This is a genomic window from Epilithonimonas hispanica, from assembly GCF_003385395.1.
GTDB classification, from domain to species: Bacteria; Bacteroidota; Bacteroidia; order Flavobacteriales; family Weeksellaceae; genus Epilithonimonas; species Epilithonimonas hispanica.
Genome location: NZ_QNUG01000019.1, coordinates 1 through 26795 on the forward strand (window position 1 = coordinate 1; position 26795 = coordinate 26795).

Genomic DNA, 26795 nt, shown 5'->3' on the forward strand with positions numbered 1-26795 from the left:
ATTACACGCTTTAGCACACAATTTAAGAAAGAAAGTTGCCTGAAGAGGACAACTTTTCACTTTTTCTTAAAATATTGAAAAACTTTTATAACAAAAAAATCCGCCTCAAATTTTGTTGTGAGACGGATTCTTTATAATTCTTTTCTAAGTCTTGCAACCGGAATGTTCAGTTGTTCTCGGTATTTTGCAATGGTTCTTCTTGCGATATTGTAACCTTTTTCTTTTAAGATTCCTACAAGAGCGTCGTCTGTATAAGGTTTTCTCTTGTTTTCTTTATCAATCGCTTCCTGAAGATGGGTCTTGATTTCTTTGGTTGAAACTTCTTCACCATCGTCATTGGTTAATGAGTCTGAGAATAAGTTTTTCAAATAAACAATCCCATTTGGTGTGTCTGCATATTTACTTTTTACAACTCTGGAAATTGTAGAAATGTCAAATCCTGTAATATCAGCCACGTCTTTCAGAATCATCGGTTTGATGTTTTTATCATCACCTGTCAAGAAATAATCTTTCTGAAGTTTTACAATCGCCGTAATAGTTTGCAAAAGTGTATTTTGCCTTTGATTAATAGCATCGATATACCATTTCGCAGCGTCCAGTTTTTGCTTGATGAAAAGTGCAGCTTGCTTGTGTTCTGCAGATTTTTTATCGTTAGAATAAGTAGAAAGAATTTCTTTGTATTCATCAGAAACTCTTAATGTTGGAGCATTTTTATTATTCAAAGAAGGAATAACTTGATTGTCCTTAATCTGAATAACAAAGTCTGGAATAATTTCTTGATTGATTGTAATCGTTTGAGTGTCAAAATTTCCACCTACTTTTGGAGAAAGTCTAGAAATCTCATCCAAAGCTTCTTTCAAATCTTCTTCATCGATGTCATATTTCTGAAGAATCTTATTATAATGTTTATTAGCAAGTGCATCAAACTGATTTCTCAAAATGTTGCCTGCTAAAATGACTGCAGAATCAGAACTTACTTTTTTCTCAATCTGTAAAAGAAGACATTCTCTCAAGTCTCTTGCGCCAACACCAGGTGGATCGAGTTTTTGAACATAATTTTCCAAAACATCCGTTACTTTTTCTTGAGTCGTATAAACACCTTGGGAAAAAGCCAAATCGTCAACAATAGATTTGATTTCTCTTCTCAGATAACCGTCTGTGTCAAGGTTTCCGATAATATATTCTGCGATTTTTAAATCTTCTTCATCGATGTTTGAAAGACGGATTTGTTCTAGAAGATAATCGTAAAGCGTTTGTCCTTCTGTTAAAAGCGATTGATTGTCGAATTCTTCATCATCAGCAGAATAGTTGCTAGAAGCGGTTTTGTAACTTGGCTCGTCATCATAAAGATATTCATCAACATCAAAATCAGTTTCGATGCTTTCGTTGCCTTCGCTTTCGTATTCTTCGTCAGCTTTGGAGTAATCTTCGTCCGAATTTTCATCCGATACTTTTTCTAAAGCAGGATTTTCCTCCAACTCTCTTTCCAGTTCTTCTTCAAATTCCAAAGTATGAAGCTGAATCAACTTCATCAACTGAATCTGTTGAGGCGCTAATTTTTGTCCGAGTTTAAGTTGTAGATTTTGCTTTAGCATAATTGTTGTCGTTAATAATTGGATTAACTTTTACGAAGTTAAAAATTTATTTTTTAAAAACAACAAGTTTAGCACGATTTTTGCATTATGATACTTATTATTAAAAAACCTTCAGGAATTTCTGAAGGTTTTTTGTTTTTATACTACCAGATTTTAATTCTGTTTTCTGGAGCAACATATAATTTATCACCCGGTTTGATATCAAATGCTTTTTGAAAAGCATCCATATTAACCAAAGGTCCAAAACTTCTGTAATAACCCGGTGAATGTGGATCTGTTTTTACCTGATTGGTCATATATTTATCGGTAGATTTGGTTCTCCAAACCGTTGCCCAACTCATAAAGAATCTTTGATCTTGATTGAGTCCACTGATTTCTCCAGGATTCCCATGGTCTTTCAGATACATTTGCAAAGCTGTGTAAGCAACATTAATTCCACCTAAATCTCCAATGTTTTCACCACTAGTAAATTTTCCATTCACGAAACTTCCTTTTACCGGTTCGTATTTGTCATATTGCGCTGCAAGTTGTCCAACTTTTTCATCAAAGTTTTTTCTATCACTTTCTGTCCACCAATTGTTGAGGTTTCCGTCTCCGTCAAATCTCGAACCGCTGTCATCAAATCCATGAGAAATTTCGTGGCCAATTACGCCGCCAATTCCTCCAAAGTTAACTGCAGGGTCAGCATTGAAACTGAAAAACGGAGGTTGTAAAATCGCAGCAGGGAAAACAATCTCGTTGTTAGAAGAACTATAATAAGCATTTACAGTTTGCGGTGACATTCCCCATTCTGTTTTATCAACAGGTTTTCCAACTTTATCCAAGTTTTTAGCGTAATTCCACTCAGAGATTTTCTCGATATTATTATAGTAAGTCCCACCGTTGGAAGTCAATTCTAGATTAAGTTTAGAATAATCTTTCCATTTGTCAGGATAAGCAATCTTCACTTTGAATTTTGCTAATTTTTCCAAAGCTTTTTCTCTCGTCACAGGCGACATCCATTCAAGATTTTCTATGTGTAATTTGAAAGATTTTTTGATGTAATCTACATAAGTTTCCATCTTTTGTTTCGCTTCTGCAGGGAAATATTTCTCAACATAAAGCTTTCCAAAAGCTTCTCCCAAAACACCATTAATCACACCAAGTCCACGTTTTTCCATAGAACGTTGCTCTTGCTGACCTTGCAGATATTTGGAATAGAAATCAAATCGGATATTATCAAGATTCTGGTCAAGATTTCCGGCGTTGCTATTCAAAAGGTCATATTTCATATAGTCTTTGATGAGTCCGATATTTTTATCCGTCATCCAAGAATCCATATTTTGATAATATTTCAATTCTCCGATAATCACTTTATCTGTGTTAACGCCAACTGTTTTTAGATAATCAGGAAGGTTAACATTTTTCACTAATGGTTTTAATTCCTCAACAGTTTTGGGATTATAACGCAAATTCGCATCACGACCTTGTTCCAAAGTCAAAAGGTCTTGAGCCAACTTCTTTTCAAAATCAACAATTTTTTGAGCAGTTGCATCAGGCGTTTTATTTCCAAGAACAGTTTCCAGCTTCGCAACGTAACCTTTGTATTCTTCTAAAGTTTTTGTGTTAGCTTCATTCACTTTTTGATAGTAATCTTTACCCAAACCTAAACTTGGTCCGCCAAGATAAACGGCATTCATTACAGAGTTTTTCATATCTGCGCCCACTCTCCAGCTATAAAAAGGATTATCACCTGAAGGAGTCGCTTCGATGAGATATTTCTGTAAATCTTTTACGTTTTTAATCGCATCGATTTTAGCCAATTGAGATTTGATAGGATTGATTCCTTCCGCATTTCTCTTATTCCAATCGATGAAAGTTCCATAAAGAGCCTGAATTTTTTCGCCTTCAGAATTAGAACTGAATTTTTCCGAAAGAATTTTGTTCAAAATATCCAATGAAGCCACATCTACATCTTCTCTCAAAGCATTGAATGAACCCCAGCTTGGTTTATCTGATGGAATCACCGCAGTTTTCATCCAGCCACCATTGACGTAATTATAGAAATCATCCTGAGGTCTTACAGATTTGTCCATATAAGAAATATTAAGTCCTTCTTCTTTGATTTCCTTTGGCACTTCTACTTCTTTTTTAGGTACTTCTACTTGGGTTTTCTGTGATGTAGAGCAAGATTCCAAATAAAATGTTGCTGCAACAGTCAAGATGTAAACACTGATTTTTTTCATTGAGATTTATTTTAATACTTTCAAATTTATGGAATTTAATTTTTTCTGAGTTTTTATCAATAAAAAATCCCACTCGATAAGAATGGGATTTGAATATTTTTGAATTTATAATTCTAAATTTTCTGGATTTCTTCTGTTGTCCCAGAAAGCTATTATTTCTATTGTTTGTTCGGATAGTCTATAGTAGAGAGAAAAATATTTTAAAATAGGAACTTTATAAGTATTGTGAAAATTTGTTGCAATTCCTGAATTTGGATTTTGTATCAGATAATTTATTTTTCTTTCCACATTTGCAATCAATTTTATCGAATATGAATTTGATTTATTGTGTTTTGTCCAAAAAACAAGTGTGTTATAATAATCAGATTCTGCGTCATCTGACCAAATTACTTTATACATTCTCTTGCTTTTTGACTCACGTCATCATTAGAAGAAAATTTTCCTTCTTTAATATCTTTAATTCCCTTTAATATTTTTTCTTTTTGCCAATCCTGAAGCTCTTCAACTTGTTCCTCACTTTTAAACTTAATTTTCATTTCTTCTAAAAGAGATTTCAGAATCTGAAGTTGTTTTTGATTTTCAGGATAAATGATTAAATTTTCCATCAGTTCAATTTTTATCAAAGTTAATAAAAAATTCCTTCAGTTTTAATTGAAGGAATTTGTGTTTTATGTTTAAGTTAATGCTTAAAATTCTGCATTTTTAGGCGTTCTCGGGAAAGGAATCACGTCTCTGATGTTGGTCATTCCTGTTACGAAAAGAACTAATCTTTCAAGACCTAAACCAAATCCGGCGTGTGGAACAGAACCGAATTTTCTAGTATCCAAATACCACCAAAGTTCGTGTTCTTCAACGTGCATTTCTGCCATTTTTGTTTTCAGAACATCCAATCTAGCTTCTCTTTCGGAACCACCGATGATTTCACCGATTCCTGGGAAAAGAACGTCCATCGCGGCAACAGTTTTGTTGTCATCATTCAGTTTCATATAGAACGCTTTGATTTCTTTCGGGTAATCGAACAAAACAACTGGACTTTCAAAATGTTTTTCAACCAAGAATCTCTCGTGCTCAGACTGCAAATCTGCGCCCCACTCTTCGATTGGATATTGGAATTTTCCTTTTTTATTCTCTTTAGAATTTAACAAAATTTCAATCGCTTCCGTATAAGAAACTCTCTTGAATCTTTTCGCAATCACATTTTCCAGCTTTTCGATAAGACCTTCTTTAGCTCTTTCTTTTTCCGGTTTTGATTTTTGCTCTTCTGCGAAACGGTTGTTTAAGAAATCCAAATCATCTTTGCAGTTATCCAAAACATATTTAATAACATATTTCAAGAAGTCTTCTGCCAAATCAATATTATCTTCCAAGTTATTGAAAGCAACTTCCGGCTCAATCATCCAGAACTCAGCTAAGTGACGCGTTGTATTGGAGTTTTCAGCACGGAAAGTTGGCCCGAAAGTATAAATTCTTCCCAATCCCATTGCAGCAGTTTCGCCTTCAAGCTGACCAGAAACTGTTAAATTAGTTTTCTTTCCAAAAAAATCTTCAGAAAAATCGATTTCTCCGTCTTCGTTTTTCGGGATATTGTTAAGGTCAAAGTTGGTAACGCCAAACATTTCGCCTGCACCTTCTGCATCAGCTCCGGTAATTACAGGCGTGTTGATGTAGAAAAACTGATTTTGATTAAAGAATTGATGAACCGCAAAACTCACAGCGTGACGCACTCTGAAAACTGCTCCAAATAAGTTGGTTCTGAATCTTAAATGTGCCTGCTCTCTCAAAGTTTCCAATGAGTGTTTTTTCGGCTGAAGAATTGTTTTATCTCTGTCTTCTGTAAAGTTATCTCCTAAAATAGTGATTTTTTTAGCCACAATCTCTACAGCTTGTCCAGCACCTTGACTTTCTACAACTTCTCCAACGATTTTCAGAGAAGAAGCTGTGCTAATTTTATTTATGATTTGTTCGTCAAAATTTTCAAAATCAACAACGATTTGCAAATTATTAATCGTAGAACCATCATTAAGCGCAATAAAGCGGTTTGCACGAAACGTTCTTACCCAGCCTTGCACGGTAATGTCGTGATGTAATACTTTTTTGTAATCTGTCAATAAGTCTTTAATCGTTTGTCTTTTCATTTTAGTATAAACTTTTAAGAAAGTTTCTGTTTTAAAATTAAGTGAGTGCAAATTTAGGAAAAATCGAGGGAAGTGTTTATATTTATTGATTCAATTATAATGTACAAATGTCACTATTCCAAAAAACAGTCATTTCAAAATATCTAAAAACTCAAAACACTGAGAATTTTAACCAAAAATGGAATTTGTTCAAAGCGCATTTTCATCATCCGGAAATTCAGGAGAATATTAGAAATTCAAAGGAAGAACAATACCAAGGTGAGTTTCTCATTGACTTGTTTGTAAATGTTTTGGGTTATACCAAAAATCCTACACCAAATTTTAATCTTACTACAGAATACAAAAATGTAAAAGACAGCAAAAAAGCTGATGGAGCAATCGTAATCAACGAAAAAGTTTCTTCTATTATTGAATTAAAAGGAACTAATACAACCGATCTAGCGAAAATTGAAGAACAAGCTTTTGGTTACAAAAATAATCAGCCAGATTGCAAATATATCATCACCTCCAATTTTGAGAAATTAAGATTTTATATTGATAATGCGATTGAGCATTTGGAATTCAATTTATTTGAACTCACTTTTGAGCAGTTCCAGATTCTTTATTTATGTTTGGCTTACGAGAATATTTCTGCAGATGTTCCTGCAAAAATGAAAGCAGAATCACTGAGTCAGGAAGATGCGATTACCAGAAAATTGTACAAGGATTATTCGGTTTTCAAAAGAGAGTTATTCCACAATCTTACCACTCTGAATCCCGATTACGAACCAATTGAATTATTCAAAAAATCTCAAAAGTTATTAGATCGTTTGCTCTTTCTTTTCTTTGGGGAAGACCGAGGTTTGCTTCCGCCAAATTCCGTGAGATTGATTTTGGAGGATTGGAAAGCCATAAAAGACCGAGACGAAGATGTGGAATTGTACAGTAGATTTAAAAAATATTTTGGTTATCTAAATACAGGTTTTAAAGGAAAACGGTATGACGTTTTTGCTTACAATGGTGGACTTTTCAAAGCCGATGAAGTTCTAGATAACATCATTATTGATGATGAACTTCTGTACAAACACAGTTTGAAACTCGCAGATTACGATTTTGCAAGCGAAGTAGATGTGAATATTTTGGGACATATTTTCGAAAATTCTTTGAATGAATTAGATGAAGTAAAAGCCCAATTGGAAGGTCAAGAAATTGATAAATCTAAAACCAAACGCAAGAAAGATGGCGTTTTCTACACGCCAAAATACATAACGAAATACATTGTAGAAAATACCGTTGGAAAATTGTGCGAAGACAAAAAAGCAGAATTTACCATTGTAGAAGAAGAATATTTTACCGACAAAAAAAGACAGCAAAAAACCAAACTCACTTTACTGAAAAAACTAGATGATTACAGAGCTTGGTTGCACCAAATTACCATCATAGACCCAGCTTGTGGAAGTGGCGCGTTTTTGAATGAAGCTTTGAATTTTTTGATTGATGAACACCAATATATTGATGAATTGGAAGCCAAACTCACCGGTTCATCGATTGCTTTTACTTACCATTCCGAAAGTATTTTGGAGAACAATCTTTTTGGAGTGGATCTAAATGAAGAATCTGTAGAAATTGCGAAGCTTTCCCTTTGGTTAAGAACGGCAGAACCCAACAGGAAACTTAATAGTTTGAATGACAATATCAAATGCGGAAATTCTTTAATTGATGATCCCGAAATTGCAGGCGACAAAGCATTTAATTGGGAGCAAGAATTTCCACAGATTTTTGCGAAAGGTGGTTTTGATGTGGTGATTGGGAATCCGCCTTATGTTAACGCAAAAGGTAATAATTTTATTAATGAAGAAAAAGAATATTATTACAAAAAATACAAAACAGCAATCTATCAGATAGATACTTATATTTTGTTTATTGAAAAAGCAAAAGCTTTATTAAAGGATGACAAAATAGCAAGTTACATTGTTCCTAATGCTTGGCTTAATAATTTATTACTTTCAGATGTGAGAAGATTTCTATTAGAGAATTTTCAATTATTGGAAATAGTAAATACTCCATCTGGAGTTTTCGCTGATGCAACGGTTGATACTATTATTTTTAATATTGCCAAAAACTTAACTAGAGATAAGGATGTTAAAATTTCTGAAGTCAAAAACTCAGAAATTAAATTTTTACATTCTATTAAACAAAATGTTTTCTTTAATAATAACAATTTTATTATTGACATCTTCAGTGATGATAAAAGTAGAAATATTATTAACAAAGTTGAATTTGAAAGTTTATTTTTAGGTAACATAACTGATATGTCAAGCGGAATTAAAGAATATGAAACAGGAAAAGGTATCCCAAAGCAAACCCTTGAAGATAAATTAATAAATAAATTCAATGCTAATTATAAAAAAGATGATACTTTTTTACCACATATTACTGGAAGTGAAATAGGAAGATATAATTTAGTATGGAAAAATCAATATTTAAGTTATGGCGAATGGCTAGGAGCTCCTCGTAAATTTCAATATTTCGAAGGAAATAGATTGCTTATTAGAGAAATACCTTCTAAACTTGGGCTAATTGTGAGTTTTACAGATGAAATCTATACTGTCAAAAACTCTGCACATATTTGTCGACAGTTTGATAATGATTATGATTTGAAATACATTTTAACAATTTTAAATTCTTTATTATTAGGATATTATTTTAAATTCAAGTTTGCAGAATTTGATAATGTTTTTCCAAAAGCAAAAATTGGTCAATGCAAACAACTTCCAATCAAAAACATCTCCTTAGAATCTCAACAACCCTTCATCGAAAAAGCAGACCAAATGCTTTCTCTCAACAAAGAATTACAGGAAGTCTCATCCAAATTCCAAAGAACCTGCGAAAGGAAATTTGAGAATCTAAACCAGAACAAAAAACTGCAAGACTGGTACAAACTCTCTTATGCAGATTTCATCAAAGAACTGTCCAAACAAAAAATAAAACTCACCCTTTCGGAAGAAGCAGATTGGGCAGATTATTTTGAGCAAGAAAAAAGCAAAGCTTTAGAAATTCAATCCAAAATTGCGAGTACAGATAAGGAGATAGACCAGATGGTTTATGAACTTTATGGCTTGAGTGAGGAGGAAATCCGTATCGTAGAAAACAGTTGAGAATGATTTTTTACTCATCCTTCTTCGAAGGAACCAAGAAAACATCCATCAAACCTTCTGGTAAAAACATTTGGATAAATTTCTCTTCACGGTTCACTTCCAGAATCCAGTCTTTGATAATCGGAATGATGATTTCTTTGCCGACAAGTTCTAGGATGAAATAATTCTGCGCCGTCTGGTCATTAATAGAAACAATATTTCCACAAGTTTTTCCATCAGCTTCACGGATTTCAAAACCAATCACTTCGTGGTAATAGAATTTTTTTCCAGTCAATGGCGGAAGCGTAGAAAGCGGAAGATAAACACCTTTTCCAATCGATTGATTGACTAGCGCTTCGGAAGAATTTTTGAAAGAAAGAATCTTGGTGTCACCTCTTTGCCATTGCTGTTTTTCAACAAAAAAGGGAACCAATAAACCGTTGACTTCAAGAAATATCGAGCTCAATTTATCATACATCTCAGGTTGATCTGTGTCCAATTTTAGAACAACGTTGCCTTGCAGTCCGTGAGTTCTTGTAATCGTTCCTAAAAAATAGCAGTCTTCTTTTCTCATTATTTCAAAAATTAATTTTCTTCCTTTCCTTAGTCCTAAAGATAGGAACAGTAATTAATTTGCTCCCTTTAAGGTTGGGGTACAAATTGATTTTTTATTTAAACAACAAAGACACGAAATCATATCGTGTCTTTGTTTTGTATCTTTTTGTAAAGAATTAAGCTTGAGTTTCTTCAGTTCCTTCTGCCTCAGCAGCTGGTTCTTCTGTTGCAACTTCCTCAGCAGGAGCGTTAGCAGCTTCTTCAGCAGCCTTTGCATCAGCTTCAGCTTTCGCAGCAGCATCAATTCTTGCTTGGTTTACTTTAGCTTCAGCTTCTAGAGCTGCTTTTTTAGCATCAGCTTTAGCAGTAGATAAACCTTCAACTTTACCTTGTACTTTAGCATCTTTAGCCTCAATCCAAGCAGCGAATCTCTTCTCAGCTTCAGCCTCGTCAAAAGCACCTTTAGCAACACCACCTTGAAGGTGTTTTTTGTACAAAGCACCTTTGTAAGAAAGGATAGCTCTTGCAGTATCAGTTGGCTGTGCTCCGTTGCTCAACCATTGAACAGCAGAATCAACGTTCAAGTCGATAGTTGCTGGGTTTGTAATTGGGTTGTAAGTTCCTAATTTCTCGATGAATTTACCATCTCTTCTAGATCTAGAATCTGCAACCACGATGTGGAAAAAAGGTTTTCCTTTTGATCCGTGTCTTTGTAATCTGATTTTTACTGACATAAATTTAAAATTTGTGGGAACACGTCCCGGTTAAATATTAAGTGTGCAAAGATAGGAAAATATTTCAATGTAACAATTTGAAAATCTAATAATTTAACAATCAAAAAAAGAAAAATTCTCCGACTCTCAAACACGCAAACTCTCAGACCAAATGTTAGGAGCCGGAAACCTGCTTGAAGTTTATGCTGAGCGGAGTCGAAGTGTTGCAATCTTTTTTGCTACACGTTTTGTCAGGCAGAGGTTCTCGAAGCCCAAGCAAAAAAGGATTTCCACTGCAAAACAAAATTTAGACGAATCCAATAAAAAAATAAAAATATTGAGTCAATCAGGGCTATGGTTTTGTTGTATAAGGAAGTGTTTTTTGTATATTACCTATTTTTCAACAATATCCAAGAATTATATCTGTGAATCACTTCTGTGTCTGGTTCTGTCCATTCCAAAGTGTACCAGAATGTGCCGGTAGAAAGAAGTTTCTTTCCATCTTTTCCATCCCAAATGTAATTTCCATCTTTACCAATGAAGACAAATCTGCCATAACGGTCAAAAATTTTAAAAGTAACATTGTTCTTTAGACTTAGAGCAGAAAAATCCAGAACATCATTTTTGCCATCGCCATTTGGAGTTATTACATTTACAAGATTGATGTTGGAAAACTCCCTTACAGAAGGAATACATTTTTTTGCACTTCTTACATATGCTTTCTGGATTCCTTTTGGAAGATTATTAAAAATGTTCGAAGATTGCCAGTTAGTTCCGTCAAGAGAATATTCGTAAGGAGAAGTTCCTCCTATTGCGGTTATTGTCAATCTGTCATTCTCAATTTCTAAAATTTTAATGATGACGTCTTCCTCAGCAATGACTTTAACATCTTGTCTGGTTGTACAACCATCAAATGTAAGATCTACCCAATGATCTCCCACGCTAAGTGCTCCAGAACCAGAATTGGTAGAGCCAGAATCCCAAAGATAAGCATCGAAGCCGGGACCTGCATCTAAAACAATTTGATTTTCTTTGCAGATGATAACATCTTGTAGTGAGTCAGATATTTTAGGACTTTTAAAAATTAACTTTAATTCTCCGACTGCTGGACAATTTATGCTGTTTTCAAAACGAAAAAAGTAGCTTTTATTAGCTTTTAAATCTTGTGAAGCAGGGATATTGTTGAGTTGTTTTTTTGCATCATCTAATGTTTCGTAGAAATTGGTTGTATCAGCTTGTGTTGTAAATATATTAATGTAGTCATTTAAATTGACAGGCTCATTTCCGGAACGGTCTGAGTCGCATATTTCTATTGGGGAAACGGCGTTAAGTATAATCTGAGGTGCAATTTTAAAATTAATTGTACCAAAAATAGAAGGACAACCATTTTTACTTTTGACTTCTACAAGGATATTTGTATTTACTGTAAAAGTAAAATTGTCTGGTAAAGCAACTGTAGGACTAGAAGCTAAGTAATAGTAAACTTCAAAATCATTTGGATTGCTAACAATTATTGGAGTAATATCAGAAAAATTTAAACTGATGGAATTATCCAAATCATTATCACAAAGGTTAGAATTATATAAAGCGGTATCTACATTTGGAACTGGATAGAAATTTAAAAATATTTCTGCCGAATTTTCACATCCACTTGTAGTAATGACCCAAGCAAATACAGATCCGCCATTAGAAATGTGTCGCGATGGATTTAAAATTTCAGTACCTGGAATATGGTCTTCAGCATCCTCTGGAGTTAAATAATATTTTATACTAGATATAGATTCTGATGTGAGATTTGCAGATGTAAGATTAAATGTACCTTGTCCTAAGTTATTTTTACACGTTTTTATTTCCGGATTTGAAAGGATAAGCGGTTTATAATTTACTTTGATTGTCTCTACACGGAAACATTCTGTTAAAGTGCTTTGAATTCTGTAATAATAGTCGTGATTGTCAAGTGTAGTGGGAGCGGTAATTCTATTCTCATCGTAAGTTGCGTCTTCGTAAGTGTTATAATAAGTTACAGTAAAATCTGGATTGCTATTTAAAATGTTGCTTGTAAATAAGGAAAAATCATATAATAAGCTTGGGTTGCAAACATCAATTGGATTTACAATTCCAAAAGGATTCGGAGCGACTCCAAAAGGATCTTCAAGAATGGCTGTTCCTGTCCAATTGAGTGTAAATGCTCCATTTCCAACGGGTCTGTCAATGACAAGAAAATAGGATTCGCCCGCAACTACATTCAGAGATTTTATATATCCGTCACCCAATTCGGCTGGTCCTTCGTGAAAATCACCAGCTGGTTCCGAGTCTCTCATTCCTGTATGGTTATCTAATAACAATGCAGCCAGTGGATTGGTCGTGGAGCATCGTATTGGAGTTCCAATTTTACCACAAGACACGTTAGGCCCGAAAACCCAAAAGTCATAATCGACGATTAAGTCTGTATCTGCTGGGATAAGGTCAAATCCTAAAGTTCCAGTTGTTTTTGCTGTGAATTTCAGCCATAAAGAATTGTTTTCATCACTATTACATGAGATACTCTGGTCTATTTCCTGTACACCATATCCTGTTGGATTAAGTGAGATACTTTGATTTCCGCAAATTTGAATGTAATTAATACAATCATTAGCTTCTTTGCTCTGAGAAAAAAATAGTGAGAAAAGGAAAAGAGAAATGAGGAAGGAGATTTTTTTCACAAGATTGTTTTAGTTTTTTGACAAAGCTAAAAATAACACTTATACCCTGCAAATTAATCTTCATTAATCAATATTTCCTAAATAAAACAATCCCAAACATTGTTGATTTTCTTCAATTTTCAAAGAATCTTTCAGTTTGTTGACGATTTTCGGAGAACTCCAGTAACAACCGATTCTATGAGCGGTGCAAGTCAAATGCATATTTTGAACAGCCATAGACGTTGCCGCAATCTCTTCCCAATCGGGAACCAATCCACTGAATTCAACCACAATTGAAATGATAACATTCGCTTTCGAAATTTTGAAAGCAATATCATCATATTTCTTCTGTAGAAACTGAATTTCTGGTGTCACTTCTTTGTAAATATTTTGAAGTTCCTGACCAAGATTTTGTTTTTCCTCACTTTTGAAAACTTTGAAACGCCAAGGTTTTGTACGTTTATGATTCGGAGCTAAGACAGCATTGCTGAGAATTTCGTCAATGATGTGTTGTGGAATTTCTTTATCTGTGTAATCTTTCGGGAAGATGCTACTGCGCTCTTCTATGATATGCTTGAGAATTGTTGCGTTTTCCATAGTTCAAAGATACGGGAAAGAAGAAACAAGAGCAAAGTAAAAAGAAATAAGAAAATGATTAGAATGAGAAACTTCGGACATCTGACCTTCAGCATCCAACTTTAAAAAATCTCCACAATTTCCTGATGAATTTTATTAAGGACAAAATCATCGCCCACTTTCTTTCCGAGCATTATCTGCGCCATTGGACTTTCCGGAGAAATGGCATAGAAGCGGTCGCCTTGAAAGAAGAATTCCCCCAAAGAAACGGAAATGTAAAAACGGGCTTTATTGGTAATGACAAGAGACCCGAGTTTTATAGTCTTTGAGACAGAGTTCAGAACTTTTCGCATTTGGGTCTGCATACTTTTAAGCGAAACCATTTGTCTGTCCAAATGATAGATCTCTTCCTGTATTTCCTCTCTGATAGAATCGTATTTTGATGTTTTTTTAATGTCCCGGCTAGCTTCCAGAGAAAAGTTGAGGTAAAACTCCAAAGTTTTCACTTTCCCCGAAATACTGTCGTTCACAAAGTCCCGTAATTCACTTTTATTATAAATCGTCTTCTGCATAAATCCAATTTTGAATAAAGATAATAATTAATCTCTTAATTCATAATTTCGTTTTGCCCACATTTTGGAAGGCTTTATCCAGTTGTCCGAAGCGATGTACAGAAATCCGTGCTTCAATCCCGTCTTCAATTCGATTTCTTTAAAATGATTAATTTTTAATTTCGACGTTTCCTTTCGTTTGATTGCTGAAACTCCAAAAATATCTGATTTTTCATAAATGGTTAAAATGTTTCCGCAGAAATTAATTGCTGGAAGTTCTTCAATGTCAGTGTCTAGATAACTTCCAATAAACACAAAGTTCAAATCAGGATTTTTCGCAAAAGTGGAAACAAATTGTGCAATGTAACCACCTTTTGAAGTTCCGATAACCGTGATGTGATTGGGCTGAACACCTTTTGAAATTAAACTGTCGATTTGGAAATTTATTTTTTCAGCGTATTTACTACCATTAGTTTTGGGTTTTCGTTTTTCGCTAAAGACAACAAAGCCATCTTTTCTGAATGAGTTTAAAATCTTATTGTATTCTGCTTTCACACCATATTTTTTATCGAAAGTTCCATCAGGATTTTCTTCTAAAAATTTATTGTGCAAGAAGAAAATGTAATTATTTTCGTTATTTGGATTTTCTGATTTTTTACTCGACTGGCAATTTGTAAAAATTAATAATAATAAAATCGGGATAAGGATAATTTTAGTTTTCATCTATTTCAAAAGTTTAGAATTCATCACAATCTTTCTGATTTCCTGCTCAAAATAATAAGCAATCTCAAAATTTTCAGTAGCTACATTTTCCATTACTATAACACTCGTTTTAGTCTTTGGATAATATAAATTGACCGCCGTAAAACCTTCGCTTGGATGAAAACCTGTGTGCCCGATTTCGTAGATATCAGCCTTGTCATTGATTCTCAAACCGTAGCCATAGCCAATCGGATTTTCACCAAATATTGGATGTGTTGCAGTTGTTGAATAATTGGTCATCAATTTATACGTTTCAGGTTTTAACAATTTTCCATTGTGGAGACATTCGTTCCATTTGGCTAAATCCGGAGCTGTGACAATCAAATGACTTCCAAAATAATTAGTAGGGTCAAAACCCGATTTTTTATTCAATTTAAAAGTTACTTCTTCCTTGATAGTGTGACCTTTTGTTAGAAGTTGGCTACTGGTTTCGGTAGGATAGAAACTGTCGTTCATTTTACATTTTTTGAACAAAGCGGTTACCAATTCCTGATAACTTTTACCGCTTTGCTTTTCCAAAACCAATCCTGCAACATAATATCCAACATTGGAATAACAGAATTCTTTTCCGGTTTTGAATTTAAGATTAGGTTTCAAATCGTCGCTGTACAATCCCGAAGTATGATTGAGCAAGTGATGAACGGTCACTGTATCTGCCCAAGAATATTGGAAATCCGGAAGATATTTTCGAATTGGCTGATGTAAATCGATTGTCCCTTTTTCAACTTGTTGCAAAATCAATGTGGCAGTAATCTGCTTGGCAATCGACATTGTAGAAAACTTATTGGAGATTTCCAGAGGTGTTTTCTTATTGAAATCGGCATAACCAAAAGCTTTCGCATATTTTTCCTTCCCGTTTTGCTGAATGTAAACTACGCCGTTGAAAGTTCTGGGATTTGTAGTTTTGATTAAGCTATCAATTTTTACCGGATAATCGTCTTTTTTTTGAGCTGATGAGTTACAAGAAGTAAATAACGTAATAATAGCAACCGAAGCCACTTTGAAAAAATGTCTCATTTGTTTTTGAATTTGGTTAAGTTTTTTAATTTAATGATTGGACCTACTCCAAAAGGTCAGGTCGCCTTTCTTTTGTGATTCTTACAGCTTCATCGTGTAACCAATCTTCAATCGCTCCGAAGTTGCCACTCAATAATATTTTTGGAACCGATAATCCTTTGTAAGTTTCTGGTCTTGTGTAGATTGGAGGAGAAAGAAGATTGTCTTGGAAACTATCGGTTAAAGCACTCTGCTCATCATTCAAAACGCCAGGTAACAATCTGATGACAGAATCTGCCAAAACACAAGCTGCCAATTCTCCACCAGTTAAAACATAATCACCGATTGAGATTTCTTTTGTGATATGCAAATCGCGAACACGCTGGTCAATGCCTTTGTAATGTCCACAAAGAAAAATCAGATTTTTTTTGATTGATAAAGTGTTGGCAATTCTTTGATTAAGTGTTTCTCCGTCTGGTGTCAGATAAATAATTTCGTCGTAATCTCTTTGAGATTTTAGTTCAGAAATACATTTGTCCAGAGGTTCTATCATCATTATCATTCCGGCACCACCGCCATAAGGCTCATCATCAATTTGCCGATGTTTGCCAATGCTCCAGTCTCGGATGTTGTGAAAATGAACTTCTGCCAATCCTTTTTCCATCGCTCTTTTCAGGATTGAGGTTTTGAAAGGACTTTCCATAAGTTCCGGAAGTACGCTGATGATATCGATTCTCATTTATTGTTCGGTAGGATTTTTCTTAGACGGCGCAATAATCAGCCTTAATGAAGAATCTTTATTAATATAACTCCACATCCAGTTGAAGAAAATTGCGATTTTGTTTCTGACGCTCAGAATCAGCATCAAATGTAAGAACATCCATAGATACCAAGCAAGAAATCCCTGAAATTTGAATTTCGGAAGGTCAACAACAGCTCTGTGTTTTCCAATGGTTGCCATAGAACCGCGGTCGATATATTCGTATTCTGTCCAGTCTTTTTCGGAATCTTTCTTAAAGTTTTTTGCTAAATTTTTACCTTGGTTAATCGCCACATTCGCAACCTGTGGATGACCTTGTGGGTATTTCGGGGTTTCCATATAAGCGATATCACCAATCGCGAAAATGTTATCAAAACCTTTCACTTTGTTGTGTCTATCAACGATATATCGATTTCGAACTAAGTTTTCTTTATTAAAATCATCAATAATATTTCCAGTAACTCCGGCTGCCCAAATCACATTATTTGTTGGGATTGAGTTCCCGCTCGCCATATTGATGACTTCTCCGTCATAATCTGTAACGCGTTCGTTTTTTAAAAATTTGACACCGAGTTGTTTTAAGTAATCTTCTGCCGCATCCTGTGATTCTTGGCTCATCGCTTCCAATGGTTTGTCGCCTGCGCTGATGAGAACAATATTAAGGTCATCAAAGTTCATCCTAGGATAATCTCTTGGAAGAATATGGGTTTTCATCTCAGAAAAGGCACCTGCGAGTTCAACTCCGGTTGGTCCACTTCCTACGATGACGAGATTCCAATTTCCATCGTCGCTGGCTTTTCTTTCGATAATCATCTTTTCAAATGTCATCAAAATATGATTTCGAATCGTGATAGCTTCCTGAGTATTTTTCATTCCGAGAGCTAAATCCTGCATCTTCTGATTGCCAAAAAAATTAGTTTTACAACCTGTCGCAATCACCAATTTATCGTAAGTGAAAACACCATCTTCACCAATGACTTTGTTTTCGGAAGGAACAATTTTTTTGACTTCCGTCATTCGGAATTGAATGTTTTTCGACTTCTGGAAGATTTTTCTGAAAGGGAAAGAGATATTAGAAGGCTCGATTCGTCCAGTTGCAACCTGATAGAATAACGGCTGGAACATATGATGATTCATCTTATCGATGACCATTACTTTATATTTTCCTTGATTATTAAGATGTCTCGCAAGTTGTAAACCTGCAAATCCACCTCCGATGATAACAATCTTTTCCCTCATTGCGATTTTTTTATAAAATTAAGATTTTTATTTTGCTTTAGACTAATCAAATATTATGCTGGATTTCTGATTTCAAAATAAAAAAGAACCCTGCCAAAAATAAATTTGACAGAGTCCTAAAAACACAAATGATGAAAATTTTTTAAAACAGATAACTTATACCCACAGTATAGTTTCTCGGCCTTGTTTTATATCCAATGATATCAACGTATGAAGTGTTGAAAAGATTTCCAACATTTGCAAATGCCTCAATTTTATCTGTAATTTTTTGATTAATATTCAAATTGAAAAGATGAAAACTTTTGTTGACAACATTAACTGTTGCAAAAGTTGCTGAATCGTAATAAGCATCGCTTCTGCTCCCTACGAATTGGTGATTGATGTATAATCTTGTAGATTTGAAAGGTTTTGCTTCAACATAAGAATTGATCCTTTGCTTCGGCTGACGTAGCATTGTAGCTTCTTTGTCTTTTTCTACATAGCTGAAATTTCCACCAATTCTTACATATTGATTAATGTCATAATCAAAACCGATTTCAAAACCTTTAGCTTTGTTTTCATCAATATTTAGATACTGTCCGGCAAAAGCAACCACGTCAACTATTTGATAGGCGAAAGCATCTTTTTCCTGTCTTTGAAAAAGGCTTGCATTTACCACAAACGTTTTTGAACTATTTCCGATTGTTAAATCTATTTCGTGACTTTGATTGGTTTCAGGCTTCAGATCAGCATTTGGAAGAATGTACGGAAGAGAACCATAATTCTGATATAAAGTTGGTGCTATAAAAGCAGTGGCGTAAGAATAGCCAATTTTGAAGAATAAGTTTTCAGCCTCTCCTAAATAATAAGGATTAACAGAATAAACCCGATGATTTCCAAATTTTGAATTATCTGTCATTCTAGCGCCTGCATCTAAATTGAACCCTTTATAATTCAAATTGACTTTTGCAAAAGCATCAAAGTTAGAAAGCTTTGTGTCTTTTTCTAACAATACGTCTTCCAACTCTGTTCCACCCCAAGGTAATGTTGTGGAACCCATTTTTTGATCTTCATATTGAACTCCTACAGTGAAATTGAAAAAATCATTGACTTTATAAAAATTGTATAATTCTGTGAAAAGGTTTTTTCCGGTGTAAGAAAACTGGTCATTGTATTTATCAGAATAAAAATTCTGACTCGATCTATCTGTTCCGGAATATCTGGAATTAAAAACGACTTCACCATTGTTATATTTGAAACCTGCATTTACACCACCAAAAAATTGTTTGTCATTACCACGATAGAGCCCGTCTGTAAAAGCACCTTCGTCATACTTGTAAAGATTATGGTTCCAACCTCCGGAAAGATTAACGTTGAACTTCTCATCAGTATAGCCAACATTTGCAGAGATATTTTGCTTTTCCCAACCATCTTTATCGAAAGTATCGTTGCCTTCAGCCGAAGATATACCCTGAGATTTCTCATTGAAACCATTTATTTGGTAATTAAATTTATCTAATTTACCTTTAACAGTCGCATTCTGAGCAAATGTATTGAATGAACCTCCTCTTGCAGAAACAAGTCCTTCTATTGCTTTTTGAGAAGATTTTTTTGTTTCGATATTGATAACAGAAACGGTAGCGTTTGAGCCATACAAAACTGAAGAAGCTCCATTTAGAACTTCGATGCTTTCTACACTTTCCAAAGCAATCAGGCGCAAATCGGAAACGGTATAATCATTTCCTGTAACATCTTTCAAAGGAGTGCCATCTAATAGAATCAAAATATTAGCACTTTTGCCTCCTCTGATTTTTAAAGATTTCGGTTCGGTTTGGTTGTTGAAATTTCCCGTAATCTGAAAACCCGCAACTTGATTCAAAACATCATTTAAGGTTTGACCTTTGAAATTTTCCAGATCTTCTTGCGTGAAAAGTTTAACGTTTTTTCCTGTTTTGTAAAGTTGTTGTGGGATTTTGGAAGCTACAGTAACCTCTTCGATTTTTGTTTCGTCATTTTGTTGGGCAAAAACCGATGTTCCTATCATAAGAATCGCGCTGGCCAAAATTAATTTTCTGTTCATTAAAATATAATTAAAGTTTATAAATTAACCTTCAGAAAATAGCAGAGAATACAAACACAGAATGTCTATAGAATCAGGCTTTTCCTCCGAAAGCATTTATTCAAAATGTTCTTTTTGGCAGGTCTCCTGACTTTCGCTGATTTTGCACCTTCTCGCTCTTTTCAGAACAATGGCGTTTTGCAAAAACATTTAAACTTTAATTATTAATTTTTCATTCTTAATTAAAGTTCTTGCGATTTACAGTTGCGGGGACAGTTGAAGAATTACACTTCATTCCCATTTTAATCCCGAATCATTCGGGAACCAAATTTTTGCAAATATATAAAGTTCGGATGAAAATCTTAATTTTTCTTAAAACTTGAGTTCTCCAATTTCTGGTTTTCCGATATTTTTGTAGAAATTTTCCAATGGTTTTGGAAACGATTTATCATCGGCTTGTTTTTCATTCACAATGATAAACTCATTATCAGAAGCAAATTTTTCAAATTCTTTTTTGGAATCTAATTCAATGGTATTGATTTCTATTGCTAAGTTTTTATGCGTCAATTTATGATTGATTATTTTAGAATTAATGATAAAATCTCCCCATTCGGAAGGGATTGTAGTTGGGAATTCATAAAGTTTTTTCCAGATGAAGTCATTTCCTCTTTGTTTAATTAAGAACTGATTTTTGAATTTAATAAAGAAATATTTCAAACTCAAATCCGAGACTTTTGCTTTCTTAGTTTTAACCGGAAATTCAGAGATTCTACCAGTTTCGTAAGCTAAGCAGTCATCATTCACTGGACATTCGTTGCAAATTGGATTTTTCGGTTTACAATTCTCCGAACCAATATCCATTATCGCCTGATTGAATTCCCCAGATTTGTCATCAGGCATAATTAATAAAGCTAAATCAGAAAAATATTGAAAAGCCTTTGAACTTGAAATGTCAAAATCATCAGCAAATATCCTTGACAAAACTCTATAAAAATTGCCATCAACTGCAGGAACTTTTTCTTCAAAACAAATACTAGCAATCGCAGCAGCTGTATATTTTCCGACTCCCTTTAATTTTAAAATGTCATTATAATGATTCGGAAATTCGCCTCCGAAATCTTCAACAATCTGATGAGCTGCTTTGTGAAGATTAATCGCTCTGGAATAATAGCCCAAACCTTTCCAATATAATAATACGTCATCCTCCGAAGCGTTGTGAAGTTCTGTTACGGTCGGGAATCTTTCGATAAATCTGAGATAATGTCCGAGTCCTTGTTTTACTTGAGTTTGCTGCAAAACAATCTCGCTTATCCATATATTATAAGGAAGCTGGTTTTCTCTCCAAGGAAGTTGTCTGGCATTGCTATCGTACCACTTTGTGAGCTTTTTTCCAATGTGAAGAAAATCAGCATTTTGTTTGTTTGTTTTCAAAAATATGTCTTATATTTGCACACCAAAAATATAAAGAATTTTAGAAAATGACAAAGGCAGAATTGGTAAATACCATCTCGAACAAGCTGGGAGTAGAAAAGAATGATACACAGAAAGTTATCGAAGCTTTCATGCAAGAAATCAGAACATCTATGTATAACGGAGATAACGTTTACTTAAGAGGTTTCGGTTCTTTCATCATCAAAACAAGAGCAGCTAAAACAGGAAGAAACATTTCTAAGAATACAGCTATAGAAATCCCTGCTCACAACATCCCTGCTTTCAAACCTTCAAAAACTTTTGTAGAAAAAGTTAAGACCAAAGTTGCAGTAAAATAATTAATCGAGTATTAACAGTATAAAAAAAATATAAATTATGCCAAGCGGAAAGAAAAGAAAAAGACACAAGGTAGCAACTCACAAAAGAAAGAAAAGAAGAAGAGCAAACAGACACAAAAAGAAAAAATAATTTAGCCTTTTTGAGTCTTAAACATATTAAATATAGTTGGCATTTTGCCAGCTATATTTTTGTTTTATATTTACAACCTAATTTTAATAAAACCTTTTTATGAAGTTATGAAAAAAGAACTTATTATTTCCAATGAGGGAGATGCTTCAAAAATTGCTTTATTGGAAGATGGCCGCCTTTTTGAACTTCACGAACAAGAAACAAAAACCGATTTCGTAGTCGGTGACCTATTTTTAGGTAAAATTAAAAAACTGGCACCCAACCTTAATGCTGCATTTGTCAACATTGGAACAGACAAAGATGCGTTTTTGCATTATCAGGATTTGGGTCCGCAGTTCCTTTCTTATCAGAAATTTCTGAAAAATACAATCTCAAAAAAACAACAATCTCCAAGTCTTAAAAATTTTGAAACTACAAAAGATATAGACAAACTGGGAACTGTTGATAAAGTGCTTACGGCAGGAGATTTGGTATTATTACAAATTACAAAAGAACCTATTTCTACAAAAGGACCAAGAATCTCTACACAGATTTCTCTTACAGGTCGTTTTCTGGTTCTGATTCCTTTTGATAACAAGATTTCTGTATCCAAAAAAGTAAGTAATTCGGAAGAAAAAACCAGATTGAAAACTTTGATAGAAAGTATTCGTCCGGAAGGTTTTGGAGTTATTATCAGAACGGTTGCAGAAGGGAAAAAAGTAGCTGAACTTCATAATGATATGAATCAGCTTGTTAAAAAGTGGGAATCGACATTTAAAAATATTCAGAAAAACAAAGTTCCAAGCAAAGTTCTGAATGAGGAAGATAAAGCGTCTTCGATTCTGAGAGATAACTTTAACCAGGATTTCGTAAGCATCATTTGTGACGACGAAAAAATGGTTGAGGATATGAAATCCTATATCGAAGTTATCGCACCGGAACGTAAAAATATTGTTCAGTTCTACGACTCACATATTCCACTTTTGGAATATTATAATGTTGAAAAACAACTGAAGCAGAGTTTTGGAAAACACGTTAATATTCCGGCTTCCAAAGGGGCTTATCTGGTGATTGAACATACAGAAGCGCTACATGTTGTAGATGTCAATTCCGGAAATAACATCTCATCTTCTACAACCAACAAAACCCACGCCTTGACTGTCAACAAAATGGCAGCAACAGAAATTGCAAGACAGTTACGTCTTCGAGATATGGGCGGAATCATCGTCGTGGATTTTATCGATATGACCGACCCAGAACACAGAAAGGAATTATACGAACATTTTCGTGAAGAAATGAAGCGTGACAAAGCAAGACACAAGATTTTGCCACCTTCGAAATTTGGTTTGATCCAGATGACAAGACAGCGTGTGCGCGCAGAAAAGCACATAGAAACGTCTGAAGAAAACCCTAACAAAGACGGCGAAATCATTGCTCCAATCGTGATTGTGGAAAGGATGGAAGAATCCATAAGAACTATTATACAAAAAGAAAAAGGGAAATTGTACCTGCATGTACATCCTTTTTTGGAAGCTTATCTGACCAAAGGATTGGCAAGTATCCAGAACAAGTGGTTTTTGAAGTACAAAAAATGGGTAACCATCATCCCGAGAGATTCTTTCAAGATGCTGGAGTTTCATCTCTACAATGCTCAGAAGAAAGAATTGATGAGCTATTCCAATTAAAAAATCAAACTTTGCTAAATTTTTAGCAAAGTTTTTTATTTACATTAACTAATATTTAACGCCTATCTTCTGTTAATTAAAACATAATTATGAAATTTTGGTCATAATTTTGATACTTAGAAAACAAATAAAAAATATATGTCAGGAAAAATTTTATGGATCGATGATGAAGTAGACCTTCTCAAACCTCATATTGTCTTTTTGGAAAACAAGGGTTACAATGTAACGCCTGTTAATAATGTGAATGAGGCTTTGGAGATAATTGAAAAAGAAAAATTCGAGTTAACTCTTCTTGACGAAAATATGCCAGGAATTTCTGGCTTGGAAGCAATTCCGATGATTAAGGAAAAAGATAATGCGCTCAAAATCGTGATGGTTACGAAAAGTGAAGAGGAGCACATTATGGAGCAGGCGATTGGTTCACAGATTTCGGATTACATTTTGAAACCAGTTAATCCAAATCAGGTTCTATTGTCACTTAAAAAAATATTGCAAAGTGAATCTTTGGTAGAACAAAAAACTATTGTAGACTATCAGCAAGAGTTCCGTAATCTGAGTATGGAATTGTCTTATCTCAGATCTTACCAAGATTGGGCAGAATATTACAAGAAAATCTTGAGCTGGGAAGTTAAATTTGATAAAGTTTCTGACAGCGAGTTTGCGGATTTGCTTCAAAATCAAAAAGAAGAAGCTAATATCCAATTCTCAAAATTTATCGAGAATAATTACGAAGAATGGCTTCACAGCAACGATAAACCGATGATGAGTCACACGCTTTTCAAAGATAAAGTGAAACCAGAATTGGAAAAAGACAAAGTTCTTTTGTTGATGATTGACAACTTGAGATATGATCAGTGGAAAGTCATAGAACCTCTGTTTACTAAGTTCTACAACAAAACTTCCGAGGATTATTATTTCAGTATTTTGCCAACGGCGACTCAATATGCACGTAACTCATTTTTTGCAGGATTGATGCCTTCAGAAATCGAAAAAAGATTTCCGGAGTATTGGTTCAATGATAATGAAGAAGGCAATAAAAATCAACACGAAAGAGATTTCTTAGAAGATCAAATGAAACGTTTAGGACTATCAAGCAAATCAATGAAATACTTGAAAATCCTTAATTCGGATTTCGAAAGAAAAATTTTAGACGATTTCAATCAGCACAAGAACAATGATTTGTTAGTTGTTGTTTACAACTTTATAGATATTTTATCTCACGCAAAGACAGATAATAATATTGTAAATCAGCTAATTAGAGATGATAAGACATTCAGGTCATTGACTTACAACTGGTTCGAAAATTCATCTTTAATTAAGATTATAAAGACAGCTGCGGAAAATGGATTCAAATTGGTTATTACAACAGATCACGGCACAATTTATGTTAAAAAACCTAGTAAGGTAGTTGGCGACAGAGAAACATCAACCAATATAAGATACAAAACAGGGCGAAGCTTGACTTATGAAGACAAGGATGTTTGGGCGATTAACAATCCCGACAAACTTTTTCTACCAAAAGGCAATCTGAGTTCCAAATATATTTTCGCCAAGAACAATATATTTTTAGCATACCCGAAGAACTATAATCACTTTGTAAATTATTACAAAGACACTTATCAACACGGAGGAATTTCCCTAGAGGAGGTCATCATACCGATAAGCATACTAGAACCCAAGTAGTTTTTTCATAGTTTATTTGATTTGGGTTCATTGGGCGGAAAGAGGTAACTTTTTCCGCCTTTTTATTTTTTTAGGAGCAAGAAGTTTTGGTCATTCTTTAGACTTTCTCAGCCCGCTATCCACTATATCTTTTTGTGTTAGAACCCTCAAGTTGTCAGGCAGAGGCTCTCGAAGCCACACAAAAAGGATGTCGTTCCTATCGGGGCTAAGAAGAACTTTTTCAATTTCTTTTGACCATTCAATTCATGATGAAATTTTGACATTATTAATGAAAAAAATCCTTGTCATTAAAGTGTCAAGGAATAAGTTGATATTTAAAAATTGTAACTTCTATAATTTATCTAAGTTATATGCAAAAGAAACTCCGAAATTGAACCCATTATTAGTTAAATTATTAAAATCGCTTTTTCCAACTTTGGATAAGTTTTGATTATAATATGAGTATGCGCTGAATCTGAAGTCACCAAAAGTGCGCGTAAATCCTAATTGTAAGTTTGCGGAAAATAGAGTTTTCTTCAGATCATAATCATTCTCATAAGGTGTATTCTCGAAAGGTTTTTTAGATAATAGAAAATTGATTTCCGGCCCAATTCCCAAATAAAAATAAGCATCAGGAATATTGAATTTGTAATTAATATAACTGTCCAACAAAATATAATCCCAACGTTTCGTAATCTTGTTCCAATCTCCCATCAACAAGGGATTGGTTTCGCGCCCACCTCTTTGTTTGTAACCGATGTTACTTGAAACAAAATATTTTTCGTGTTCAGGATAATCAATTCCCAATTTTACATTATAAGCTTGAAGATTAGTTTCCAAAACATCAACATTTTTTCCTTTGATAGAATTGCTGGAGAACTCTGGAGAAATACGAATGTATTGACCATAAATAGAAATCGAGTATAAAAATATGAAGGAATATAAAAGTTTCATTGCAATATCTTAAAATGTAAAATATCTATAAGTAAATCTTATAGCACTTGGATTCATTGGTCTGAAAAGATTTCCCAAATATTGTCCTGCAGCATTATATTTTAAGTGTAAAGTATATGTATTGGCAACTAGATAATTCTTTCCGTTTTCAACAGCCATTCCATAAGTAAAACCACTTGTTTGATTTGAATAATTAGAATATCCAACAGGGTAGACAGCGTCTACTATTCCAACGGCATTTGCAGGTAATTCTACTTTTAAGTAATATCTGTAAACATCTGCGTAATAAACACCAATAGGAGGATAGTTATTACCATCATTAAAAATTATACTTTGATTTGTTGCAACAGGACCACTGATACCAACTTCTATGTTGTATGGTCCAAAAACTGCTATTGCATCAGGAGCTTTTTGTGTAACAATCGAACTTGAGCCGCCGGATGATGGGAAAGACGTATTCACTGTTTTCATTTTAACATTTTTGAAAATAGAATCATTCAATTTTTCAAACATTGCTTGTGATTCTTTCTTAATAATTGTTATTTCCTTTTCGTTAGGTGCTTTCTTATTAAGAATAGTTGGGTTTTCTACTTGATTAACTATTTCATTGTTTCCTGTACAAGAGATAATCGCTAAACTGATAATGCCAAAAAAGCTTAATTTGTTTTTCACAA

The 26795-nt window shown here is 34.1% G+C and carries 22 protein-coding genes and 1 riboswitch; of the genes, 4 read left to right on the forward strand and 18 right to left on the reverse strand.

Going from position 1 to position 26795, the window contains the following annotated elements:
* Positions 1-131: 131 nt before the first annotated feature.
* The 5 genes from rpoN to asnS all read right to left on the reverse strand — a co-directional run bounded on the left by rpoN (position 132) and on the right by asnS (position 5955).
* A complete protein-coding gene (gene rpoN, locus DRF58_RS10210; protein ID WP_116035185.1) occupies positions 132-1595 on the reverse strand; it encodes an RNA polymerase factor sigma-54 in 1464 nt (487 codons plus the stop codon).
* 143 nt (positions 1596-1738) lie between these two features.
* On the reverse strand, positions 1739-3820 hold the full coding sequence (locus DRF58_RS10215) for a M13 family metallopeptidase (protein ID WP_116035187.1): 2082 nt from the start codon (positions 3818-3820) through the stop codon (positions 1739-1741).
* Positions 3821-3925: 105 nt separating this feature from the next.
* Entirely contained in the window at positions 3926-4219 is a 294-nt protein-coding gene (locus DRF58_RS10220) for a type II toxin-antitoxin system RelE/ParE family toxin (protein ID WP_116035189.1), read from the reverse strand.
* Positions 4207-4425 carry a DUF2683 family protein gene (locus tag DRF58_RS10225; protein WP_116035190.1) on the reverse strand — a complete coding sequence of 73 codons (219 nt, stop codon included), beginning with the start codon at positions 4423-4425 and terminating at the stop codon, positions 4207-4209. Before DRF58_RS10225 ends, DRF58_RS10220 begins: the two co-directional genes overlap by 13 nt.
* An 81-nt stretch (positions 4426-4506) precedes the next feature.
* On the reverse strand, positions 4507-5955 hold the full coding sequence (gene asnS / locus DRF58_RS10230; RefSeq protein WP_116035192.1) for an asparagine--tRNA ligase: 1449 nt from the start codon (positions 5953-5955) through the stop codon (positions 4507-4509).
* A 107-nt stretch (positions 5956-6062) separates the two neighbouring features.
* On the opposite strand from asnS, the gene DRF58_RS10235 reads away from it, so the two are divergent.
* Positions 6063-9092, forward strand: coding sequence for an Eco57I restriction-modification methylase domain-containing protein (locus DRF58_RS10235; protein WP_116035193.1), 3030 nt, complete (start codon positions 6063-6065; stop codon positions 9090-9092).
* 10 nt (positions 9093-9102) lie between these two features.
* On the opposite strand, the gene rimM is transcribed toward DRF58_RS10235, so the two are convergent.
* The 11 genes from rimM to mutY all read right to left on the reverse strand — a co-directional run bounded on the left by rimM (position 9103) and on the right by mutY (position 21373).
* Complete coding sequence (gene rimM / locus DRF58_RS10240; RefSeq protein WP_116035195.1) at positions 9103-9645, reverse strand: ribosome maturation factor RimM; 543 nt, start codon at positions 9643-9645, stop codon at positions 9103-9105.
* Between the two features lie 157 nt (positions 9646-9802).
* Positions 9803-10360 carry a 30S ribosomal protein S16 gene (locus tag DRF58_RS10245; RefSeq protein WP_116035197.1) on the reverse strand — a complete coding sequence of 186 codons (558 nt, stop codon included), beginning with the start codon at positions 10358-10360 and terminating at the stop codon, positions 9803-9805.
* 368 nt (positions 10361-10728) lie between these two features.
* Positions 10729-13041 (reverse strand): T9SS type B sorting domain-containing protein, encoded by a 2313-nt coding sequence (locus DRF58_RS10250; RefSeq protein WP_116035198.1) that lies wholly within the window; start codon positions 13039-13041, stop codon positions 10729-10731.
* Positions 13042-13104: 63 nt separating this feature from the next.
* A complete protein-coding gene (locus DRF58_RS10255) occupies positions 13105-13617 on the reverse strand; it encodes a nitroreductase family protein (protein ID WP_116035200.1) in 513 nt (170 codons plus the stop codon).
* 101 nt (positions 13618-13718) lie between these two features.
* Entirely contained in the window at positions 13719-14168 is a 450-nt protein-coding gene (locus DRF58_RS10260) for a GreA/GreB family elongation factor (protein WP_116035201.1), read from the reverse strand.
* Positions 14169-14195: 27 nt separating this feature from the next.
* Positions 14196-14870 (reverse strand): alpha/beta hydrolase, encoded by a 675-nt coding sequence (locus DRF58_RS10265; protein ID WP_116035203.1) that lies wholly within the window; start codon positions 14868-14870, stop codon positions 14196-14198.
* Positions 14871-15926, reverse strand: coding sequence for a serine hydrolase domain-containing protein (locus DRF58_RS10270; RefSeq protein WP_116035205.1), 1056 nt, complete (start codon positions 15924-15926; stop codon positions 14871-14873). It lies immediately after the preceding gene.
* A gap of 43 nt (positions 15927-15969) precedes the next feature.
* Entirely contained in the window at positions 15970-16644 is a 675-nt protein-coding gene (trmD, locus tag DRF58_RS10275; RefSeq protein ID WP_116035206.1) for a tRNA (guanosine(37)-N1)-methyltransferase TrmD, read from the reverse strand.
* Complete coding sequence (locus DRF58_RS10280) at positions 16645-17904, reverse strand: NAD(P)/FAD-dependent oxidoreductase (protein WP_116035208.1); 1260 nt, start codon at positions 17902-17904, stop codon at positions 16645-16647. It lies immediately after the preceding gene.
* Between the two features lie 142 nt (positions 17905-18046).
* Positions 18047-19963 carry a TonB-dependent receptor plug domain-containing protein gene (locus DRF58_RS10285; RefSeq protein WP_116035210.1) on the reverse strand — a complete coding sequence of 639 codons (1917 nt, stop codon included), beginning with the start codon at positions 19961-19963 and terminating at the stop codon, positions 18047-18049.
* 113 nt (positions 19964-20076) lie between these two features.
* A riboswitch (cobalamin riboswitch) is annotated at positions 20077-20271 on the reverse strand.
* A gap of 43 nt (positions 20272-20314) precedes the next feature.
* Positions 20315-21373 (reverse strand): A/G-specific adenine glycosylase, encoded by a 1059-nt coding sequence (mutY, locus tag DRF58_RS10290; protein ID WP_116035211.1) that lies wholly within the window; start codon positions 21371-21373, stop codon positions 20315-20317.
* A gap of 47 nt (positions 21374-21420) precedes the next feature.
* Between mutY and DRF58_RS10295 the strand changes: the two genes are divergently transcribed.
* The 3 genes from DRF58_RS10295 to porX all read left to right on the forward strand — a co-directional run bounded on the left by DRF58_RS10295 (position 21421) and on the right by porX (position 25188).
* Positions 21421-21711, forward strand: coding sequence for an HU family DNA-binding protein (locus tag DRF58_RS10295; RefSeq protein WP_027383593.1), 291 nt, complete (start codon positions 21421-21423; stop codon positions 21709-21711).
* Positions 21712-21948: 237 nt separating this feature from the next.
* On the forward strand, positions 21949-23505 hold the full coding sequence (locus tag DRF58_RS10300; RefSeq protein WP_116035213.1) for an Rne/Rng family ribonuclease: 1557 nt from the start codon (positions 21949-21951) through the stop codon (positions 23503-23505).
* Positions 23506-23643: 138 nt separating this feature from the next.
* Positions 23644-25188 (forward strand): T9SS response regulator signal transducer PorX, encoded by a 1545-nt coding sequence (gene porX, locus DRF58_RS10305; RefSeq protein WP_116035215.1) that lies wholly within the window; start codon positions 23644-23646, stop codon positions 25186-25188.
* Positions 25189-25518: 330 nt separating this feature from the next.
* On the opposite strand, the gene DRF58_RS10310 is transcribed toward porX, so the two are convergent.
* On the reverse strand, positions 25519-26121 hold the full coding sequence (locus DRF58_RS10310; RefSeq protein WP_116035216.1) for an outer membrane beta-barrel protein: 603 nt from the start codon (positions 26119-26121) through the stop codon (positions 25519-25521).
* Between the two features lie 9 nt (positions 26122-26130).
* Positions 26131-26793 carry a hypothetical protein gene (locus DRF58_RS10315; RefSeq protein WP_116035218.1) on the reverse strand — a complete coding sequence of 221 codons (663 nt, stop codon included), beginning with the start codon at positions 26791-26793 and terminating at the stop codon, positions 26131-26133.
* Positions 26794-26795: the final 2 nt, after the last annotated feature.

What these genes read in the sequence shown, in the direction of transcription:
- rpoN (WP_116035185.1), bottom strand. Translation starts at nt 1,595, where the DNA reads ATGCTAAAGCAAAATCTACAACTTAAACTCGGACAAAAATTAGCGCCT.
- DRF58_RS10215 (WP_116035187.1), bottom strand. Translation starts at nt 3,820, where the DNA reads ATGAAAAAAATCAGTGTTTACATCTTGACTGTTGCAGCAACATTTTAT.
- DRF58_RS10220 (WP_116035189.1), bottom strand. Translation starts at nt 4,219, where the DNA reads ATGTATAAAGTAATTTGGTCAGATGACGCAGAATCTGATTATTATAAC.
- DRF58_RS10225 (WP_116035190.1), bottom strand. Translation starts at nt 4,425, where the DNA reads ATGGAAAATTTAATCATTTATCCTGAAAATCAAAAACAACTTCAGATT.
- asnS (WP_116035192.1), bottom strand. Translation starts at nt 5,955, where the DNA reads ATGAAAAGACAAACGATTAAAGACTTATTGACAGATTACAAAAAAGTA.
- DRF58_RS10235 (WP_116035193.1), top strand. Translation starts at nt 6,063, where the DNA reads ATGTCACTATTCCAAAAAACAGTCATTTCAAAATATCTAAAAACTCAA.
- rimM (WP_116035195.1), bottom strand. Translation starts at nt 9,645, where the DNA reads ATGAGAAAAGAAGACTGCTATTTTTTAGGAACGATTACAAGAACTCAC.
- DRF58_RS10245 (WP_116035197.1), bottom strand. Translation starts at nt 10,360, where the DNA reads ATGTCAGTAAAAATCAGATTACAAAGACACGGATCAAAAGGAAAACCT.
- DRF58_RS10255 (WP_116035200.1), bottom strand. Translation starts at nt 13,617, where the DNA reads ATGGAAAACGCAACAATTCTCAAGCATATCATAGAAGAGCGCAGTAGC.
- DRF58_RS10260 (WP_116035201.1), bottom strand. Translation starts at nt 14,168, where the DNA reads ATGCAGAAGACGATTTATAATAAAAGTGAATTACGGGACTTTGTGAAC.
- DRF58_RS10265 (WP_116035203.1), bottom strand. Translation starts at nt 14,870, where the DNA reads ATGAAAACTAAAATTATCCTTATCCCGATTTTATTATTATTAATTTTT.
- DRF58_RS10270 (WP_116035205.1), bottom strand. Translation starts at nt 15,926, where the DNA reads ATGAGACATTTTTTCAAAGTGGCTTCGGTTGCTATTATTACGTTATTT.
- trmD (WP_116035206.1), bottom strand. Translation starts at nt 16,644, where the DNA reads ATGAGAATCGATATCATCAGCGTACTTCCGGAACTTATGGAAAGTCCT.
- DRF58_RS10280 (WP_116035208.1), bottom strand. Translation starts at nt 17,904, where the DNA reads ATGAGGGAAAAGATTGTTATCATCGGAGGTGGATTTGCAGGTTTACAA.
- DRF58_RS10285 (WP_116035210.1), bottom strand. Translation starts at nt 19,963, where the DNA reads ATGAACAGAAAATTAATTTTGGCCAGCGCGATTCTTATGATAGGAACA.
- DRF58_RS10295 (WP_027383593.1), top strand. Translation starts at nt 21,421, where the DNA reads ATGACAAAGGCAGAATTGGTAAATACCATCTCGAACAAGCTGGGAGTA.
- DRF58_RS10300 (WP_116035213.1), top strand. Translation starts at nt 21,949, where the DNA reads ATGAAAAAAGAACTTATTATTTCCAATGAGGGAGATGCTTCAAAAATT.
- porX (WP_116035215.1), top strand. Translation starts at nt 23,644, where the DNA reads ATGTCAGGAAAAATTTTATGGATCGATGATGAAGTAGACCTTCTCAAA.
- DRF58_RS10310 (WP_116035216.1), bottom strand. Translation starts at nt 26,121, where the DNA reads ATGAAACTTTTATATTCCTTCATATTTTTATACTCGATTTCTATTTAT.